Genomic DNA, 18322 nt, shown 5'->3' on the forward strand with positions numbered 1-18322 from the left:
ATTAATACCTTATGAAACCAAATTTTCAACCTAAAAATATTGTTAAAACCATTGAAAAATTAACCCAAGATGGGCTTAAAGTAGTAGAACAGGCAAGTCTTGGCACTAGTTGGGATAGTGTGGTTGCACCTATTGACCAAATGGAGTTTAAGCTGGGAAAGCATACCAGTGTTAATTCACATTTAAATGCAGTGATGTTTAGTGATGAATTTAATCAGCAATATGAACAAACGCTGCCAATCATTACTAATTTTTATTCTGATGTATCTACCAATAAAGCCTTATATCAAGCTTATAAAACGCTTGAAAAAACCACTCTTAACAAACAACAACAACACATCGTTAAAAATGCCATAGAAGGGTTTGAGCTTTCAGGTGTGGATTTGGAAGGCAAGACTGCAAATAGATTTAAAACCATTAAGGAAAAACTCAGTTTACTGAGCAATGAGTTTTCTAAAAACGCTTTAAAGTCCGCCAATGAGTGGAAAAAAATTGTAGATAAAGATGAGTTAAAAGGCTATAGTGATAATGAACTGGCAAAAATTAAAACTGATAAGGGTTATGAGTTAAGTTTGCAAATGCCTGTTTATATGGATGTTATGACTTATTTAGATAACCGAGATTTAAGAGAAGAGATGTATAAGGCTTATGTATCAAGAGCCTCAGAATTAGGCATCACTTCAACTAACTATAACAACAAGCCAATTATGGATGAGATTTTATCATTACGTGCTGAGATGGCTAGTATCTTAGGTTTTGAGCATTATGCGCAGTTGTCTATTGCATCTAAAATGGTTAGTACAGTTGATGAAGTGCTTCAGTTTTTGTCTAATTTAGTGGCGCAGTCAAAGCTTCAGGCGCAATTAGAGCTAGAAGAATTAGAAAAATTTTCAGGTATTGATTTAAAACCGTGGGATTTAGGGTTTTATAGTGAACAACTTAAAGAACAAAAATTTGGATTTAAAAAATCTGATTTAACCCCATACTTTCCAGTAGAGGGCGTGTTAAGTGGGTTGTTTTCAACCATTGAAAATTTATATCAGATTAAAATTGAGCAAGTACAGCAAGACAGCTATCACGTCGATGTTAAGGTTTTAAATGTTAGTGATAAAAATGGACTCATTGGTAGAATTTATCTTGATTTATATGTTAGGGAAAACAAGCGTTCTGGCGCATGGACGGCAGATTATCAGCCTTTAATTGAGCCTCATAAACCTGTTGCTTTTGTAGTTTGTAATCTTAATTCTCCCACTAAAGACAAACCAGCTTTATTTGAGTTTGACGAGATTGTTATTCTATTTCATGAATTTGGACATGCATTGCATCACTTATTGACTAAGGTTAAATATCCTTGTGCTGCAGGCATATCTGGCGTGCCATGGGATGGTGTGGAACTACCTAGCCAATATATGGAATTTTATGCGTTTGAAAAACAAGTCATCGCCTTGATTTCAAAGCACTACAAAACTGGGCAATCTTTACCTGATGATTTGTTTGATAAGTTCATTGCTTCTAAAAATTTCCACTCAGCACTGGCCATGTTACGACAGTGCGAGTTTTCATTGTGGGATCTTAAAACACACATGTCAAATGCAGACACCTATGAAGTATTAACCCAAGTTCGATTAGAGACAGCACTGATGGACAACATTAACGAAAGTCGATTTTTAAACACCTTTGGGCATATTTTTTCAGGGGGTTACGCAGCAGGATATTTTAGTTATAAATGGGCAGAAGTTTTAGCGGCTGATGCTTATTACTATGTGCAAGAGAAGGGCGGTATTGGCTCTGATGCCTCTCAAGATTTCTTGTATAATATTTTGCAAATAGGTGGTAGTCTAGATTTTATGCAACAATATATAAAATTTAGAGGTGAAAAGCCCTCAATTAGTGCCTTATTAAAAGCAAACGGCATCATTCATTCAACTAAGGAAAAAACATGATTAAATTTATTCTCAGTATTATTATTATTTTGGCATTGATTGGCGGTGCTGTACAGTTTGTTGCAACTGACGAAAGCTGGTCTTTGGTTATGAATAAGGAAATTGCGTTTAGCAGTGTTAAAAATGGTGCAATTGCAATTTATGAGTTTATTGAGGCGTTAATTTCTGATGCTGATAAAATTAAAGGTGTTGATTTAACAACAACAAAATAGCCGATATTCTAAGTTATTTTCATGAGTAAGATTTTTTTAAATCTTACTCAATACAATTGAGCCATTAGTACCGCCAAACCCAAATGAGTTAGAAATGGCATGATTGATTGTCATTTCTCGTGCCTCGTTAGCGCAATAATCTAAATCACAATTTGGGTCTTGATTGATAATATTAATGGTAGGTGGCGCTATTTGATTTTGAATGGCAAGTGCAGTAAAAATGGCTTCAATACCACCGGCAGCGCCCAATAAGTGCCCAGTCATAGATTTGGTTGAACTCATGACAATGTTATAAGCATGCTTACCAAGGGCTAATTTTGCAGCATCTGTTTCTGCTTGGTCGCCTGCTGGCGTAGAGGTACCATGGGCGTTAATATAATCAATTTGATCAACGTTAATACCTGAGTTTCTCAGCGCATTTTGCATGCATCTGGCTGCCCCTTCCCCACCTTTTGAAGGTAGTGTCATGTGATAAGCATCCCCACTCATGCCGTAGCCTGACACTTGTGCATAAATTTTTGCACCACGCGCTTTAGCGTGTTCAAACTCTTCTAATACCACAACACCTGCACCGTCGCCAAGTACAAAACCATCTCTGTCTTTATCCCAAGGGCGAGAAGCGCTTGTCGGGTCATCATTACGAGTGGATAATGCACGTGCTGCAGCAAAACCACCTAGCCCACAATTAGTGGTTGACATTTCAGCGCCACCAGCAATCATCACATTAGCGTCGCCGTATTCAATCAAGCGAGAAGCATCACCAATGTTATGAGTACCTGTGGTGCAAGCAGTCACAATGGAAAAATTAGGACCTTTTAAGCCATATTTGATAGAAAGATTGCCTGAAATCATATTGATGATTGACGAAGGAACGAAAAAAGGTGAAATACGTTTTGCGCCTTTTTCTCTGAATAGATCTGCAGTTTTTTCAATTGTGCCAAGACCGCCAATGCCAGCACCGATGGCAACACCGATACGGTGAGCATTTTGCTCAGTAATCTCAATACCACTGTCTTCAATAGCTTGAATGCCAGCGGCCATGCCGTAATGGATAAAGGCATCCATTTTTTTGGCTTCTTTAGGTTTTAAGTAGTCAGTAATTTCAAAACCTTTAACTGAGCCACCAAACGTGACCGATTGACCTTTGGTATCAATATTGGTGAGTGAGGCAATGCCAGAATGACCTTTAAGGATATTATTCCAAGATTCACCTACACTTAGACCCACTGGACAAACCATACCCATGCCTGTAATAACAACTATTCTTTTGCTCATAATGTTTTAAAATTTAATATAAAAAGGCGCTTAATTCAAAGAAAGAAGCGCCTTATTGCGTTAAGTTGATAAACGGAAATTACAAATTATTGTTAACGTAGTCAATTGCTTGTTGAACTGTGGTAATATTTTCGGCTTGATCGTCAGGAATTTCGCAGCCAAACTCTTCTTCAAAAGACATGACCAATTCAACAGTATCCAAAGAATCTGCACCTAAATCATCAATAAAAGAAGCGTTGTTATCAATATCACCGCTTACGTCTAATTGTTCAGCTACAACTTTTTTTACTCTTTGCTCAATACTCATTTGTCTATTTCCTTAACTATTTTAAAATCATTATTTTATCGTCAAAAAGAGGTTATACAAGACTAAATTTAAAATTTTTAATTAAAGTGTTTTATATAAATAATGCTAGATTTGATATCGGGTTGGGTCTATTACTTTCGCTTCTTTAAAGCCTAATTTCCTATATTCACATGCATCACAAATGCCACAAGCTTTTCCATTTTTATCTGCCTGATAGCACGTTATGGTTAGTGAATAGTCAATGCCAAGAGAAAGCCCTTTTTTGATAATTTGTGCTTTATTCAAATGAATTAGTGGCGTGTGAATGGTTAGTTTTTTCCCTTCAATACCTTGTTTAGTGGCAAGATTAGCCATCACTTCAAATGCTTTGATATAAGACTCTCTACAATCAGGATAACCTGAATAGTCTAGTACATTAACGCCAATAAACACATGCTGGCAATCTAGCACCTCTGACCATGCTAGTGCATAGGATAAAAAAATGGTATTACGAGCAGGTACGTAAGTAATCGGAATATCATCGTTTTGAGAAAATTTGGGTATGTCAATCTTATTATCTGTTAAGGCAGAACCGCCAATATCAGATAAGGATATTTTCATAACTCTATGTTCAGTAGTGGCAAAAATTTTGGCAATACTTTCAGCAGATTTTAATTCTGACTTCTGTTTTTGTCCATAATCAAAACTCAGACTATAACATTCAAAGTCTTTTGTTTTGGCAATAGCTAAAGTTGTCGTAGAATCTAGCCCACCAGATAAAAGAATAACAGCTTTGGTTTTATGTTTAGCATCAGACATTGGCCAAATTGCCTTTTTCTTCCAACCATTTTTTTCGATCAGCTGCGCGTTTTTTATTTAATAACATGTCCATGGTTTGAAAAACTTGCAATGGATCATCTAATGTGAGTTGAATTAAGCGTCTAGTATCGGGTAGCATGGTGGTTTCTCTTAATTGAGAAGGGTTCATTTCACCCAAACCTTTAAAGCGCTGAACTTGAATTTTAACACGCTTGTTTTCACTTTCTATTTTTCTAATAATGGCGTCTCGTTCATTGTCATCAAGGGCGTAGTGAACTTGTTTTCCTGCGTCCACACGATATAAAGGTGGCATTGCAACAAATATATGACCTTCTTTAATAAGTTTTGGGAAATGTTTCACGAATAAAGTGCAGATGAGCGTGGCAATATGCGCGCCATCTGAATCGGCATCAGCAAGAATACAAATTTTGCCATACCTCAAGCCTGATAAATCTTCACTATTAGGCTCAAGACCAATGGCAATGCTAATGTCATGAATTTCGTTACTGGCTAATACTTGCTCAGAATCAACCTCCCAAGTGTTTAAAATTTTGCCGCGTAGCGGCAAAATGGCTTGATATTCTTTGTCTCTTGCTTGTTTGGCAGAGCCACCTGCGGAGTCACCTTCAACTAAAAATACTTCTGTTTGATTAAGGTTAGTACTGGTGCAATCTGATAATTTTCCAGGCAGGGCAGGACCACTAACTATTTTCTTGCGAATGACTTTTTTGTTGGTTTTAAGTCTTGCTTGTGCATTGATAATAGCCAATTGAGCGATTTTTTCTGCAATGCCAGTATGTTGATTTAGCCAAAGACTAAAGGCATCTTTAACGATATTGGCAACAAAACTAGCACACTCTCTAGAGGATAGTCTTTCTTTAGTTTGGCCAGAAAATTGTGGGTCTAATATCTTGATAGATAACACATAGGCAATTTTTTGCCAGATATCATCAGGCGTGAGTTTGATGTTTTTAGGGATTAAATTTCTAAATTCGCAAAACTCTTTTAAGGCTTCAGTAAGTCCTGATCTTAGCCCGTTAACATGCGTGCCACCACCAATGGTTGGAATAAGATTAACATAGCTTTCAGCCACAACATTAGTGTTGTATTGCGTCCATGCGAGCGAACAATTAAGTTGTTGTTCGTCAGTTTTATAATCAACAATAAAAGGGGCAGGTGGTAGACAATCTAGGCCATCTAAAGACATGGATAGATAGTCTTTTAAGCCTTCTTTGTAAACCCACTTGTCTGTTGTTTCATCTATTTCATTATAAAAATAAACCTCTAAATCTGGGCATAAAATTGCTTTAGAGCGTAGGTTGTGGCATAATTTAGCTGCGGAGAATTTAATAGTGTCAAAAAACTGTGCATCAGGTTTAAATTTAAGGATAGTACCCGTGTGGCGCTTGCCAACAGCGCGAGTTATTTCAAGTTCTGTTTGCTTAAAACCGTTTGAAAAAGTGATGTAATGTTCTTTAGCATCTCTTTTAATCCAGATTTCTACCAAAGTGGAAAGAGCGTTAACCACTGAAATTCCAACACCATGTAAGCCACCTGAAAATTGGTATGAGTCATTTGAAAATTTTCCGCCTGCATGGAGTTTGGTTAAAATAACCTCAACACCTGATTTACCCTCCTTAGGGTGAATATCCACAGGCATGCCTCGGCCATTATCTTCAACAGATAAGGATCCGTCCTTGTATAAAACAACGCTAATTTTAGAAGCATACCCTGCAATTGCCTCATCAACACTATTGTCAATAACTTCTTGGGCAAGGTGGTTTGGGCGCTCAGTTTCAGTGTACATCCCTGGACGTTTGCGTACTGGCTCAAGACCTGTTAAAACCTCAATAGAGGATGAATCGTAATTGCTCATGGTGAGGTCACTGATTAGCCCAGTGCAACTTGGGATATATGGAAAATAGTACATTTTCCATACAAAAATAAAGAGAATGGTTGGTTGTTTGACGAGTTTTTTGGCGGAAAAGGTACTGTTTTATGTGTTTCATGGGTTGTACTGGGTTAATGCAGTAGTCTCAATGTTTGAATATGATAATTTGGCAAGTATCATACCAAATAAAAAGCCCCATAAAATGGGGCTTTTTATTTACTTAAAAATATAACGGTTACATCATGCCACCCATACCACCCATATCAGGTGCAGCAGCAGGCGTGTCGTCTTGAGGAGTATCAGTAATCATTGCCTCAGTTGTAATCATAAGACCTGAAATGCTGGCAGCATGTTGTAGTGCTGCACGAACAACTTTTGTTGGATCTAAAATACCCATCTTAAGCATATCACCATATTCTTCTGTTGCTGCATTGTAGCCATAATTACCCTTACCTTTGGCGACTTCGTTAAGAATAACAGAAGCCTCACCACCACCATTTGTTACAATTTGACGTAGTGGCGCTTCCATGGCGCGTTTAGCAATGTCAATACCAATGTTTTGATCATGATTATCACCTGTTAATCCGTCTAAGGCTTTAATAGCACGAACCAAAGCAACACCGCCACCAGGAACGACACCTTCTTCAACAGCAGCGCGAGTGGCATGTAGTGCATCATCAACACGGCCTTTCTTTTCTTTCATTTCAACTTCAGTAGCAGCACCTACTTTAATCACAGCAACACCGCCTGATAATTTAGCCAAGCGTTCAAGTAATTTTTCTTTATCGTAATCGCTCGTTGTGGTTTCAATTTGTGCTTTAATTTGTGCAATACGACCATCAATATCAGCTTTTTTACCTGCGCCATCAACAATGACAGTATTTTCCTTGCCGATTTCAATGCGTTTAGCAGTACCAAGATGGTCATCAGTTACTTTTTCTAAAGACAAACCAACTTCTTCTGAAATAACCACACCACCTGTTAGTACGGCAATGTCTTCCAAAATTGCCTTACGACGATCGCCAAAACCAGGTGCTTTAACTGCTGCAACTTTAACAATACCACGCATATTGTTAACCACTAAAGTAGCCAGCGCTTCGCCATCAATGTCTTCAGCGATGATTAACAAGGCTTTGCCTGATTTTTGGACTGCTTCTAGCGCAGGTAATAAATCACGAATATTTGAAATTTTACCATCATGTAATAATACAAAAGGCGTTTCAAGATCAACAGTCATTGCTTCTTGATTGTTAACAAAGTAAGGCGACAAATAGCCACGATCAAATTGCATACCCTCGACCACATCAAGCTCATTTTCAAAACCAGAACCTTCTTCAACCGTAATGACACCAGCTTGACCTACTTTTTCCATGGCATCGGCAATAATATCACCCACAGAAGCATCAGAGTTTGCAGAAATATTACCTACTTGGGCAATGGCTTTTGTGTCATTGCAAGGTTGTGAGATGTCACGCAACGCATTAACAGCAGCTTCTGTCGCTTTATCAATGCCTCGTTTAAGATCCATAGGGTTCATACCTGCTGCCACTGATTTAACACCTTCAATAACAAGGGCTTGTGCAAGCACAGTTGCTGTTGTGGTGCCATCACCAGCAATGTCATTGGTTTTTGATGCCACTTCTTTGACCATTTGAGCACCCATGTTTTCAAATTTACCTTTTAAGGTGATTTCTTGAGCAACAGTAACACCATCTTTGGTGATTGTTGGACCGCCAAATGATTTATCTAGCACAACATTTCTACCTTTAGGTCCTAGTGTTACTTTAACTGCATTAGCTAGCATATTAACACCATCTAACATTAAGTTTCTAGCTTCTGAGCCAAATTTTATATCTTTTACTGACATTTTTAATCTCCTTTATTCAATAACTGCGACAATATCGTCTTCACGCATAACTAGCAATGTTTCACCATCTGCTTTAATTTCGTTACCTGCGTATTGACCAAATAATACTTGGTCGCCAACTTTAACATCCAATGCAATAACATCACCATTGTCGTTAATTCTGCCGTGACCAACCGCCAAAATTTCACCCTTTGAAGGTTTTTCTGTGGCTGAATCTGGAATAATTAATCCACTTTCAGTGGTTTTTTCCTCTTGTGTTCTACGGACGATCACACGATCGTGAAGGGGGCGAATATTCATTTTTTCTCCTAGTTAATAAATAAATAATTTTTAAGCTTAATGCTTGAACTTAAAATCAGCCTTTAAAGAGTTTGCTCTTGTAAATTTGATTTAAGCTTTTGCATGGCTTTGGTTTCAAGTTGGCGCACTCTTTCTTTTGAGATACCATACTTGTCTGCTAAAGTATGTAGGGTTGTTTTTTCTTCTTTCAAGTATCTAGATTGTAAAATATCCAAACTTCTTTCATCTAACGACGACAAGGCTTTGTAAAGTTGTTGCTGTTGGTTCTGCTTTGAATCGTCTATTAGTAACAACTGCTCAGGTGTTTGGACGTTTTCATTGGTTAAGTATTGTTCTGGTGCATGAGAATCCTCATCATTAGATATTTCAAACGTCACATCGTTAAATTGCAAGCGCGACTCCATCTCCAGTACATCTTTACGACGCACGCCTAAATCATTGGCAATTTTATCTGCTTGTTCCTCGTTTAATGAGCTGTAAATATGTGCTTTAGCTTGCTTGAGTTTGAAAAATAATTTACGTTGCGCCTTGGTTGTGGCAACCTTAACAATTTTCCAATTTTTGAAAATAAATTCGTGAATTTCAGCACGAATCCAATATACTGCGAATGAGGCGAGGCGCACATTTTTATTTGGGTTAAAACGCTTAACTGCCTTCATTAACCCAATGGTGCCTTCTTGCACAAGATCGGCTTGTTCAAGACCGTAACCTTTGTAGCCATGGGCAATAAAGGCGACAAAACGCATGTGCGACAAAACCAATTTTCTGGCCGCACTTAAATCGTGATTTTCATACAATTGAACGGCTAATTCATGCTCTTGTTCACTACTTAGGATGGGCGGATATTTTTGAACCTCTAGACTTGAGGTTTTTTTAGCAGGCGATAATGCAAATTCTTGACTCATTTTGTTAAATAACTAACGATAAATATTAGTAAGGGTTGACATTATAGGTTATATCAATGTTTTAAGCAAATCTCGATGCTTGCTTGATTGTTGCGCTAATGTTAGACGTTCAGCGTGCACAATGGTTGATAAATCATTCAGAACTACGTCAAAATTATCATTAATAACCAGATAATCAAATTCATTAAAGTGTTGCATTTCACTTACTGCATCATGCATTCTTCTGTTAATAATGCCCTGATTATCTTGTCCTCTGTTGGTTAGGCGTTTTTTTAATGCCGCCTTAGAAGGTGGGAGAATAAAAATACCAACTGAGTGATTAAAGGTTTTTTTAACCTGCCTAAAACCCTGCCAATCAATCTCTAAAATAACGTCAGAGTCACTATTTAATAAGTCTTGAACCGATTGTTTGGCACTGCCATAGTTATTATCAAACACTTGTGCTGACTCAATAAAGCCATTACTATTTTTTATTTTATTAAATTCATCTTTAGAGACAAAAAAGTAGTTTTCGCCCTGTACTTCGCCTAAGCGTGGCGCTCTTGTGGTGTGTGAAACTAAAACACATAAGTGATCAATTTTTTTAATAAGCGCCTTAACTAATGAGGTTTTTCCACATCCTGAAGGAGCGGAAATAACAAACAATACGCCATTACTCATTGGGCGTGTAACCTTGAATATCATCGGAACCTTCTTTGGAAAAGAAGAACTTATCCATTTGTTCTTTAAGATAGCTTTGCGCGTTTGAATCCATCAGATTTAAGTTGTTTTCATTGATCAACATAGTTTGATGTTCAAGCCAAAGTTGCCAGCCTTGCTTGGATACGTTGCTTAGTATTCTTTGACCCAATTCACCAGGGTAGGGCGCTCTATCTAAGGCTTCAAGTTGATGGTCTAATTTAATGCATTTTACAGTATTCATTGTTTTTTCATCCCTATGTTTAGCAGTTTTAAGCTGGTAAAATATATAATAATTGCAAGCACAATGGTTGTGCTAAGCAATGTTATTCTTGAACTGACATCAGCTTTTAAATAAAACCCAACCTCTGATCCAAAAATCAAAATAAAGACAGTCATTATAAAGCTTGCAGCCAAGGCTTTTAAAAAAGTTTGATATAAGTTACTAGAAATATTGAAGATAGATTGCTTATTTAAATAGTAATAGAGCAAGCCGGCATTAAGTAGGGCAGAAATAGAGGTGGCTATTGCCAGACCCACATGAGCAAAATAAAAACCTAAAATAATGTTTAAGAAAACATTAGATATCATGGCAATGATCCCGACTTTAACTGGTGTTTTAGTGTTTCCTCTGGATAAAAAAACAGGGGCTAAAATCTTAACAAAAATAAAAGCCATTAACCCTGAGCCATAAGCCATCAGGCTCAATGATGACTGTAATGCAGCAAATGCATCAAATTGATCGTATTGGAACAAGGTGATAATTAAAGGTTCAGCGAGTAACGCCAAACCAGCACAGGCTGGTAGTCCAAGTATCAATCCAATTGTTAAAGCATTGTTAATTGTTTGCACAAATTTCTCATCATTTTTATCAGCAAAATGCTGACTTAATTTGGCTAAAGATACAGTGGCTAAAGCAATGCCAATAAGTGCTAGAGGCAGCTCTAATAGTCTGTCTGAATAATATAACCATGAAACACTACCACTGACAAGAACTGAGGCAATCATGGTATCGATTAGTAAATTGATTTGTGATACTGAAACCCCAAATAGAGCAGGCAACATACGTTTTTTTAAGGTTTTAACTGCTTGATGGTCGCCAAGTGCTAATTTGGGTAGTTTTTTTATTTTTATTAAAAAAGGTATCTGAAATAAAAGCTGTGCAATACCGCCAAAAAACACCCCCCATGCCAGTGCTATAATAGGGGGGTCCATCTGTTCAGATAAATATATAGCACTCAAAATCATGGAAATATTGAGCAAAACTGGCGTAAATGCAGGCACTGCAAACTGATCATAAGTATTTAAAATAGCACCAGAAAAAGCTGTTAAAGAAATGAACAACAAATAAGGAAATGTAATTCTTAGCATATCCGATGCCAGATTAAATTGCATTGGGTCGGGTGAAAAGTAAAACCCCCAGGCGAACATAAAAATGATGATGGGCGCAATAATAACTGTAATGAGTGTGATTACAATTAACACAAAAAGAAATTTTGTGCCAATATGGTTAATGATATTTTGAACCTCGACCTGTGTATTATTGGCTTTAGCCTCAGCTAAAATAGGCACCAAAGCTTGTGAAAAAGCACCTTCGCCAAATAGGCGCCTAAAAAAATTGGGGATTCTAAAAGCGATTAAAAAGGCATCAGTCAGGCCGTTGGCACCAAAATATCGGGCAATAAAATAATCACGCACCAAGCCTAGTATGCGTGAAAGAAAAGTCATGGCAGCGATAATACTGCTGGACTTTAAAAAAGACTTATCCAAAGGACATCTCTAAAATATCATTCCTCAGTTGGACCGCGTATAATACCAACTTTAGAACTACGAATGCATTTAACAAATTGCACCACTTCTGGATGGTCAGATTCTGATTGTTCTAATTCTTTAAGAGATTGTTCTAACAAGCCAGATTCACGATAAACTGCTTTGAAGGCGCGTTTAATAGCAGCAATCGCATTAGGGCTAAAACCTCGCCGCCTCATGCCTTCGGCGTTAATACTTCTAACCCGAGTTTGTACGCCAGAGGCGACCATATAAGCAGGAATGTCTTTGTTGATTTGACAACCCATGCCAACATAGGTATGCATGCCAATCATGCAAAATTGTTTAACTAGGGTAAAGCCACCCAAAATTGCCCAATCATGGATTCTAACATGACCTGCAAGAGAGGCATTGTTGGACATAATAATGTGATTACCCACTTGGCAATCATGTGCAATATGAACATAAGCCATTAACATATTATTTGAGCCTACTCGGGTGATGGAGTTTTCTTTTTCGGTGCCACGGTTAATGGTGCAAAATTCACGAATGAGATTGTCGTTGCCAATAATTAAGCTAGATTCTTGACCTTCTGCATAAGTAATATCTTGTGGATCTCCACCTATTAAGGCGAAAGAATAAATATGGTTATTCTTTCCAATTTTGGTTGGACCTTGAATAACAGCGTGCGCCTCAACAATTGTGCCAGAATCAATTTCTACATTAGCACCAATAATGACATAAGCGCATATTTCAGCATTTTTATGAATTTTTGCACTAGGGTCGATAATTGCACTAGGATCTATAACCACCTTACGCTCCTTAATTTTTTTTAATTAATCTGCTGCTTTTTGAGTGCACATTAGTTCAGCGCTCGTAACAATTTGATTATCCACAGTTGCTTTGCATTTAAACTTCCAAATACCACGTTTAACGGTCATAACTTCTACCTCTAAACGCAATTGGTCTCCGGGTTCAACCATACGTTTAAATCTGACTTTATCAATACCAACAAGCATATATATTTGTCTATCAATTGGCCTGCCTACTTCAGATTTAAAAGCCAAAATTCCTGTTGCTTGGGCTAACGCTTCAACAATCATAACGCCAGGCATGATTGGCTGATCAGGGAAGTGTCCAGTAAATTGAGGCTCATTAAAGGTCACATTTTTTAATGCCACAATTGACTTGCCAACTTCCAACTCTAACACTCTATCAATGAGCAAAAAAGGATAACGATGGGGCAGGTAGTTTTTGACGTCTTGAATGTTCATTTCCATGTTATTTTTCCTTTAATTTTTTAAGTTTAATGTTTAAATAATGAGCGATTTTATCAAGATTTAACAGCCATACTTGTATTTTCTTCCATTTTTGATGCTTGCTAATAGAAGTGAAGCCTGTGTAATGCCCTTGCTCAGATAGGTTTTTATCAACAGTGCTGGCACCTGTTACAATAATGTCGTCTGTCAAACTAATGTGGCTGGCAATGGTTGCACCACCACCTACCATGCATCTTTTTCCCAGTGTGCAACTACCGCCAATAGTTACTGTAGCAGCAATGGCAGAGTCTTGTCCAATAATAACGTTGTGTGCAATATGTACTAAGTTGTCAATTTGAACACCGTTGTGAATTTGAGTATCTTCAATCGTGCCTCGGTCAATGGTTGTGTTTGCGCCAATGCTCACATTATTGCCAATAACAACATAACCAAGGTGTGCAATGCTATGCCAGCGTTTTTGTTGATCCTGAGCATTGCCAAATCCTTCTGAACCAATCACCACGCCAGGGGATATAACAACATTGTTGCCAATTGAACAACCTTGCAAAATACTCACATTTGGCTGAATCAAAGCGTCATTACCAATAGTAACATTATCTTCAATAACAACATTTGAAGCAATGGTACAGTGATTGCCAATAACAACATTTTTACCAATAACACAGTTCGGCGCTATTTTTGTATGATTGGTTTTAACGTTTGGATGAATACCTTGATAAGGCACAACTTGTTTTTTAAATAAGTGTGTGGCTTTTGCAAATGCTAAGTAGGCATCATCAACTACTAAAGCATTAGTAGGGCAGTTTTTTAGCAAATCGTTATTAAGAATAACAGCGCCAGCCTTGGAGTTTATTAATGTTTGTTTGTATTTGTTATCGTTGATGTAGGTTAGTTGTTCCTGATTAGCGGACAAGCTCGTGGCAATGCCTGTAATCTCAATATTAGCATCACCCACAAGTTTGGCGTTAATGGCTTTAGCAATTTCTCCCAACGTGTGCATTATTCAGATTAAGCCAAAAGGTGATTATATCTACGTTTGATTTAGAAACTAGTGCCTAATGTAAAGTCAAATGTTTTGGTTTTGTCGCCTGATTTTTCAATTAAAGGTTGGGCAGCATAAAAGCCTAATGGTCCAATAGGTGTTAGCCAAGAAAATGCAACACCTATTGAAAGGCGTAGTTCATCTATGTCAAATCCAGAAGCTTTTTCACTAATAGACCCTAAATCAACAAAGGCGCTAATGCGCATATTTTTACTATCATCCATAAATTTGATTGGCGAGATGACTGAAACGCTAGTTAGGAAAGAAAGCTCTCCACCTTTGGCTTTGTCACTACCTACATATTTTACACCTAAGGAGTTAAAGTTAAACCCACGTACTGACGTGGATCCACCACCATAATAGCGTTTAAAGAAAGGCAGTTCTTTATTATCATAACCTTGAGCAAGACCTAGACTACCCTTCAAGGAGAGAGTTAAATCATTTTTCAATGGGTAATAACTTTTATGAGAGGCATCTAACTTGTAATAACGAAAATCTGCCACGGGCAAGGCCAGACTAAAATTTAAACTATTTTTTTGCCCCTTGGTTGGAAAATTAAAGTCATTTAGTGTATTATTACTCCAATTCAAGCCTAATTTTAGTTCAGTTTTATCTTCACTAGCACATTGTGTTGGATAGTGATCTTTATCAGAAAAGGTTGTTCCACAAGTAATATCACGTTTTGAAGCCCTTAAGTCAGCGCCAATTCTTGTTTCTTTTGTTATGGGTGCGCTATAACCTAAACTAAAGCCATTTTCATCAATCTTATATTCATCTAGTTCTAGTTCAGATGCGTCTAATTTTTTTGAAAATACGCCGTAACTAATGCTGTGCCCATTTTGAGTGAAATACGGGTCAGAAAAATAAAAACTAATATTTCTTGCTGCTTTAGAATCAGATAAAGAAAGATTTAGTGTATTACCCGTACCTAAGAAATTTCTTTCTTGTACGCCTAGGTTAAGTGATGCACCTGTGCTATTAGAGTGTGACAAGCCAATTGAAAAAGTACCAGTTTGGGTTTCTTCAACACTAAAATGCAAGTTAATTTTATCTTTAAAGCCTTCAAGTTTTGAAACTTGCATTTTTACATCGGAGAAAAAGCCCAAGCGTTTGATTTTTTCGATAGATTTATTAAGTTCAGTATTAGAGTATAAGCCATTCTCATGAATGTCAATTTCACGACGAATAACCTCATCCTGAGTGCGAGTGTTGCCAACAATAGTGATGCGGTTAATGTAAACTTTTTTATTGGGCGTTATGTCAATATTTAAATCAATCGTATGTGCATTTGCGTTTTCTAATGTTGCAACTTTGACATCAGAAAAAGCATAACCCTGATTAGCGAATACGTCATTAATGGACTGCAAACCCTGCATCATTTTTTTACGTTCAAACACGTCACCTTTTTTAAAACTCAATAATTTTCTAAGATCTTCAATGGAATGACTAAGCAAGTCACCCGTAAATTGAATGGTGCCAATTTTGTATTCAGCGCCTTCGCTAATCTGAATGTTAATACTAATACTTTGTTTATTTTCTGATAAATCTGTTTTGACTTTATTAACTTTAAAATCAAGATAACCGGCGTTAATATAGAACGACTTCATAGATTCAATACCAGCATCTAATGCCACTTTAGAGTGATGATCTTTTTCAGTGAAATAATTGATAATAAAAAAGTCGGCTTGCCCAATTTCAAATAAAGTTAACAACTCGCTTTCATCAAAAACATGATTGCCAGTAATTTTCATTGAACTAATTTTTGCCACCTTGCCTTCGCTAATATTAAGCTCAATACCTACTCTATTTTGTGTGTCAATCTTAATAGTTTTGGCGATATTAATGCTATAATAACCTTTTGATGCATAGACAGCTTTTAGTTGGGCAATTAATTTATCAAGTTGTCTTTTATTGAAAATTTTGCCTTGAGAAAGCCCCATGGTTTTCAAAATTTGATTTAATGACTTTTCTTCAATTACTTTGTTTGAATAATTAGTCACATCAATATATTTAATGTACGGGTTTTCTGTTAACTTAATTTTTAAAATTTGAGCCTCTTGAGAAACTTCAATGTCTTTAAAAAAATTAGTTTTATATAGGGCGCGAATAATTTGTCCTGACACTTGATTGTTGTAATCATCACCTGCTTCAACTGGAAGATAGCTTAAAACCGTACCTCTAGAAATAACATTAAGACCTAGAATTTCAATATTTTTAATAGGTGCTGCCAATGTAACTGAACAAGCTAAAACGTTTGCTGATAAGACAAATAAGGTGATAATTTTTTTCATATTTTTTTCATAAATTATAATAAACGCGACAAATCATTATACAGAGCAACAACCGTTAGTGAGATAATAACAAACAAGCCAAATTTCGTTAAAATTTGTTGAAATGATTGGCTAACAGCCGAACCTTTAATAAGCTCTATTAAATAGAAAAATAAATGCCCGCCGTCCAATAGTGGAATAGGCAATAAATTAAGCAAACCTAAGCCAATGCTAATGAGTGCTAAAAAAGATAAAAATGGAACAAAACCCACTTGGGCGCTTTTGCCAGCATAGTTAGCAATGCTAATAGGGCCACTAATTTGATCAAGTGATGTGTCACCCATAATCATCTTTTTAATCATTTTTAGGTTAAGTAGGATGAGTTGATAGACTTTATCATTGGCTGCTATAAAGGCATCAAACATATCTTTTTTAACTAGCACAAGCCATTTATCTAAATAACCAGTGGGCACTAAGACACTAACACCTGCTTTAGCTAAACCGTTCTCAATTTTTGGTGTTAGTATCGTATTTAAAATATTACCATTGCGTTTAACTTGTAGATTAATTTCTTTGTTTGGGTTGTTTTGAATGACATTAACAAAATCATTCCATGAATTGATATCAGTATGATTTGCACTTAGAATTTTATCATTTGTTTGCAAGTCCGCTATTGATGCGGGTGAATTAGGCACAACTTGGTTAATAATTGCCTCAAGTTTAGGCATGGCAAATTTAAACCCTAAGTAGTGCTCAATACCTTGTTCTGGGTTAGATAAGAAATCACCAGATAAGTTAAGTTCTAATTTTTTAAAATTTGAAGTACTGGAAATAACGTTAATATAAAGAGGGTTTTCATCCAATGATTGAATAAAATTAATTGAAAATTCGCTAATGGTTGGTGTTAAAACACCATTAATACCTAATAGTTGATCACCTGTTTGAATGCCTGCTTGCTGGGCAATGCTAGGACTCTCAAGCACACCTACAACAGGCTTAAGGCCATTAACACCGATAACAAAAACAACAGTATAGAGGACAATGGCTAAAAGAAAATTAGCAAGCGGTCCGGCTGCAACAATCATGATGCGCTTATAAACGCTTTGCTGATTAAAAGCACGGTGTTTTTCTGACGTCTCAACTGGCGCTTCGTTTTCATCAAGCATTTTAACAAAGCCGCCTAAAGGAAGTGCACACAATGTGTATTGTGTTTCACCATACTTGAATGATTTTAAAATCTTGCCAAACCCAATAGAAAAACGCAATACCTTGACGTTGAGTTTTTTGGCAACTAAAAAATGACCTAGCTCATGGATAGTTACTAAAATACCAATGGTAATTAAGAAAAATCCTAGTGAGGAAATAAACGCCATTAGGATTTATACTTGTGGATGGGTATGTCCCGCGTCTTTGAGCTTTTGCAAATATTCATGCCAAAGCTTATCATGATTCAAAGCAAGTTTGTGTAAATGCGACCAAGAGTAAATGCCACTGTCATGATCATCGCTAAAAAATAAAATAACGGCATAATTACCTGTTGGCTGAATGCGTAAGATGGTTACGTTTTCTTTATTAAGTTGCAAAGTTTCTTGCCCCTTGCCATGACCAACCACTTCAGCTGAAGGTGAGTAAACCCTTAAATATTCAGCGCTAAGTGGATAATCAATCTTGTCAAAGGAGATGGTTAATAAGGTTTTTTCTTTGTTTAGGGTAATATTAGTTGGTGTTTGCATTGATTTGCCTTGATGTGAAAATTAAGCCGTATTTTATCAGAATTCAATTATTCT

Annotated in this window: 18 protein-coding genes; 2 read left to right on the forward strand and 16 right to left on the reverse strand. The window is 36.8% G+C overall.

What is annotated here, in order from left to right:
* Positions 1–11 precede the first annotated feature (11 nt).
* The gene (locus tag CVPH_RS04245) at positions 12–1943 is read left to right on the forward strand and encodes a M3 family metallopeptidase (RefSeq protein WP_201342261.1); all 1932 of its coding nucleotides are present in this window, start codon (positions 12–14) and stop codon (positions 1941–1943) included.
* Positions 1940–2155 carry a hypothetical protein gene (locus tag CVPH_RS04250; protein ID WP_201342262.1) on the forward strand — a complete coding sequence of 72 codons (216 nt, stop codon included), beginning with the start codon at positions 1940–1942 and terminating at the stop codon, positions 2153–2155. Before CVPH_RS04245 ends, CVPH_RS04250 begins: the two co-directional genes overlap by 4 nt.
* A 36-nt stretch (positions 2156–2191) precedes the next feature.
* Here CVPH_RS04250 and fabF read toward each other — a convergent pair whose 3' ends face one another.
* The 16 genes from fabF to CVPH_RS04330 form a co-directional block, all read right to left on the reverse strand.
* Positions 2192–3430: a beta-ketoacyl-ACP synthase II gene (fabF, locus tag CVPH_RS04255; RefSeq protein WP_201342263.1), complete on the reverse strand. Its 1239-nt coding sequence runs from the start codon at positions 3428–3430 to the stop codon at positions 2192–2194.
* A 79-nt stretch (positions 3431–3509) separates the two neighbouring features.
* Positions 3510–3737, reverse strand: coding sequence for an acyl carrier protein (gene acpP / locus CVPH_RS04260; RefSeq protein ID WP_201342264.1), 228 nt, complete (start codon positions 3735–3737; stop codon positions 3510–3512).
* Positions 3738–3842: 105 nt separating this feature from the next.
* A complete protein-coding gene (gene queC, locus CVPH_RS04265) occupies positions 3843–4535 on the reverse strand; it encodes a 7-cyano-7-deazaguanine synthase QueC (RefSeq protein ID WP_201342265.1) in 693 nt (230 codons plus the stop codon).
* Positions 4528–6411: a DNA topoisomerase IV subunit B gene (gene parE, locus CVPH_RS04270; protein WP_201342266.1), complete on the reverse strand. Its 1884-nt coding sequence runs from the start codon at positions 6409–6411 to the stop codon at positions 4528–4530. Before parE ends, queC begins: the two co-directional genes overlap by 8 nt.
* A gap of 250 nt (positions 6412–6661) precedes the next feature.
* Complete coding sequence (gene groL, locus CVPH_RS04275) at positions 6662–8293, reverse strand: chaperonin GroEL (protein WP_201342267.1); 1632 nt, start codon at positions 8291–8293, stop codon at positions 6662–6664.
* A 12-nt stretch (positions 8294–8305) separates the two neighbouring features.
* Positions 8306–8593, reverse strand: a complete 288-nt coding sequence (locus CVPH_RS04280; RefSeq protein WP_201342268.1) for a co-chaperone GroES — start codon at positions 8591–8593, stop codon at positions 8306–8308.
* Positions 8594–8655: 62 nt separating this feature from the next.
* Positions 8656–9498, reverse strand: a complete 843-nt coding sequence (gene rpoH, locus CVPH_RS04285) for an RNA polymerase sigma factor RpoH (protein ID WP_201342269.1) — start codon at positions 9496–9498, stop codon at positions 8656–8658.
* Between the two features lie 48 nt (positions 9499–9546).
* A complete protein-coding gene (gene gmk / locus CVPH_RS04290) occupies positions 9547–10158 on the reverse strand; it encodes a guanylate kinase (RefSeq protein ID WP_201342425.1) in 612 nt (203 codons plus the stop codon).
* Positions 10151–10420 (reverse strand): oxidative damage protection protein, encoded by a 270-nt coding sequence (locus CVPH_RS04295; protein WP_201342270.1) that lies wholly within the window; start codon positions 10418–10420, stop codon positions 10151–10153. Before CVPH_RS04295 ends, gmk begins: the two co-directional genes overlap by 8 nt.
* Positions 10417–11946, reverse strand: coding sequence for a murein biosynthesis integral membrane protein MurJ (gene murJ / locus CVPH_RS04300; protein WP_201342271.1), 1530 nt, complete (start codon positions 11944–11946; stop codon positions 10417–10419). Before murJ ends, CVPH_RS04295 begins: the two co-directional genes overlap by 4 nt.
* Positions 11947–11963: 17 nt before the next feature.
* On the reverse strand, positions 11964–12755 hold the full coding sequence (gene lpxA, locus CVPH_RS04305; protein WP_201342272.1) for an acyl-ACP--UDP-N-acetylglucosamine O-acyltransferase: 792 nt from the start codon (positions 12753–12755) through the stop codon (positions 11964–11966).
* Between the two features lie 24 nt (positions 12756–12779).
* Positions 12780–13223, reverse strand: coding sequence for a 3-hydroxyacyl-ACP dehydratase FabZ (gene fabZ, locus CVPH_RS04310; protein WP_201342273.1), 444 nt, complete (start codon positions 13221–13223; stop codon positions 12780–12782).
* Between the two features lies 1 nt (position 13224).
* Positions 13225–14223 carry a UDP-3-O-(3-hydroxymyristoyl)glucosamine N-acyltransferase gene (lpxD, locus tag CVPH_RS04315; RefSeq protein ID WP_201342274.1) on the reverse strand — a complete coding sequence of 333 codons (999 nt, stop codon included), beginning with the start codon at positions 14221–14223 and terminating at the stop codon, positions 13225–13227.
* A 41-nt stretch (positions 14224–14264) separates the two neighbouring features.
* Positions 14265–16556 (reverse strand): outer membrane protein assembly factor BamA, encoded by a 2292-nt coding sequence (gene bamA, locus CVPH_RS04320; RefSeq protein ID WP_201342275.1) that lies wholly within the window; start codon positions 16554–16556, stop codon positions 14265–14267.
* 14 nt (positions 16557–16570) lie between these two features.
* Entirely contained in the window at positions 16571–17908 is a 1338-nt protein-coding gene (gene rseP / locus CVPH_RS04325) for an RIP metalloprotease RseP (RefSeq protein ID WP_201342276.1), read from the reverse strand.
* A 6-nt stretch (positions 17909–17914) separates the two neighbouring features.
* Positions 17915–18268 (reverse strand): gamma-butyrobetaine hydroxylase family protein, encoded by a 354-nt coding sequence (locus tag CVPH_RS04330; RefSeq protein ID WP_201342277.1) that lies wholly within the window; start codon positions 18266–18268, stop codon positions 17915–17917.
* Positions 18269–18322: the final 54 nt, after the last annotated feature.

It is taken from the genome of Abyssogena phaseoliformis symbiont OG214, assembly GCF_016592595.1.
In the GTDB taxonomy this organism is placed as follows: domain Bacteria; phylum Pseudomonadota; class Gammaproteobacteria; order PS1; family Pseudothioglobaceae; genus Ruthia.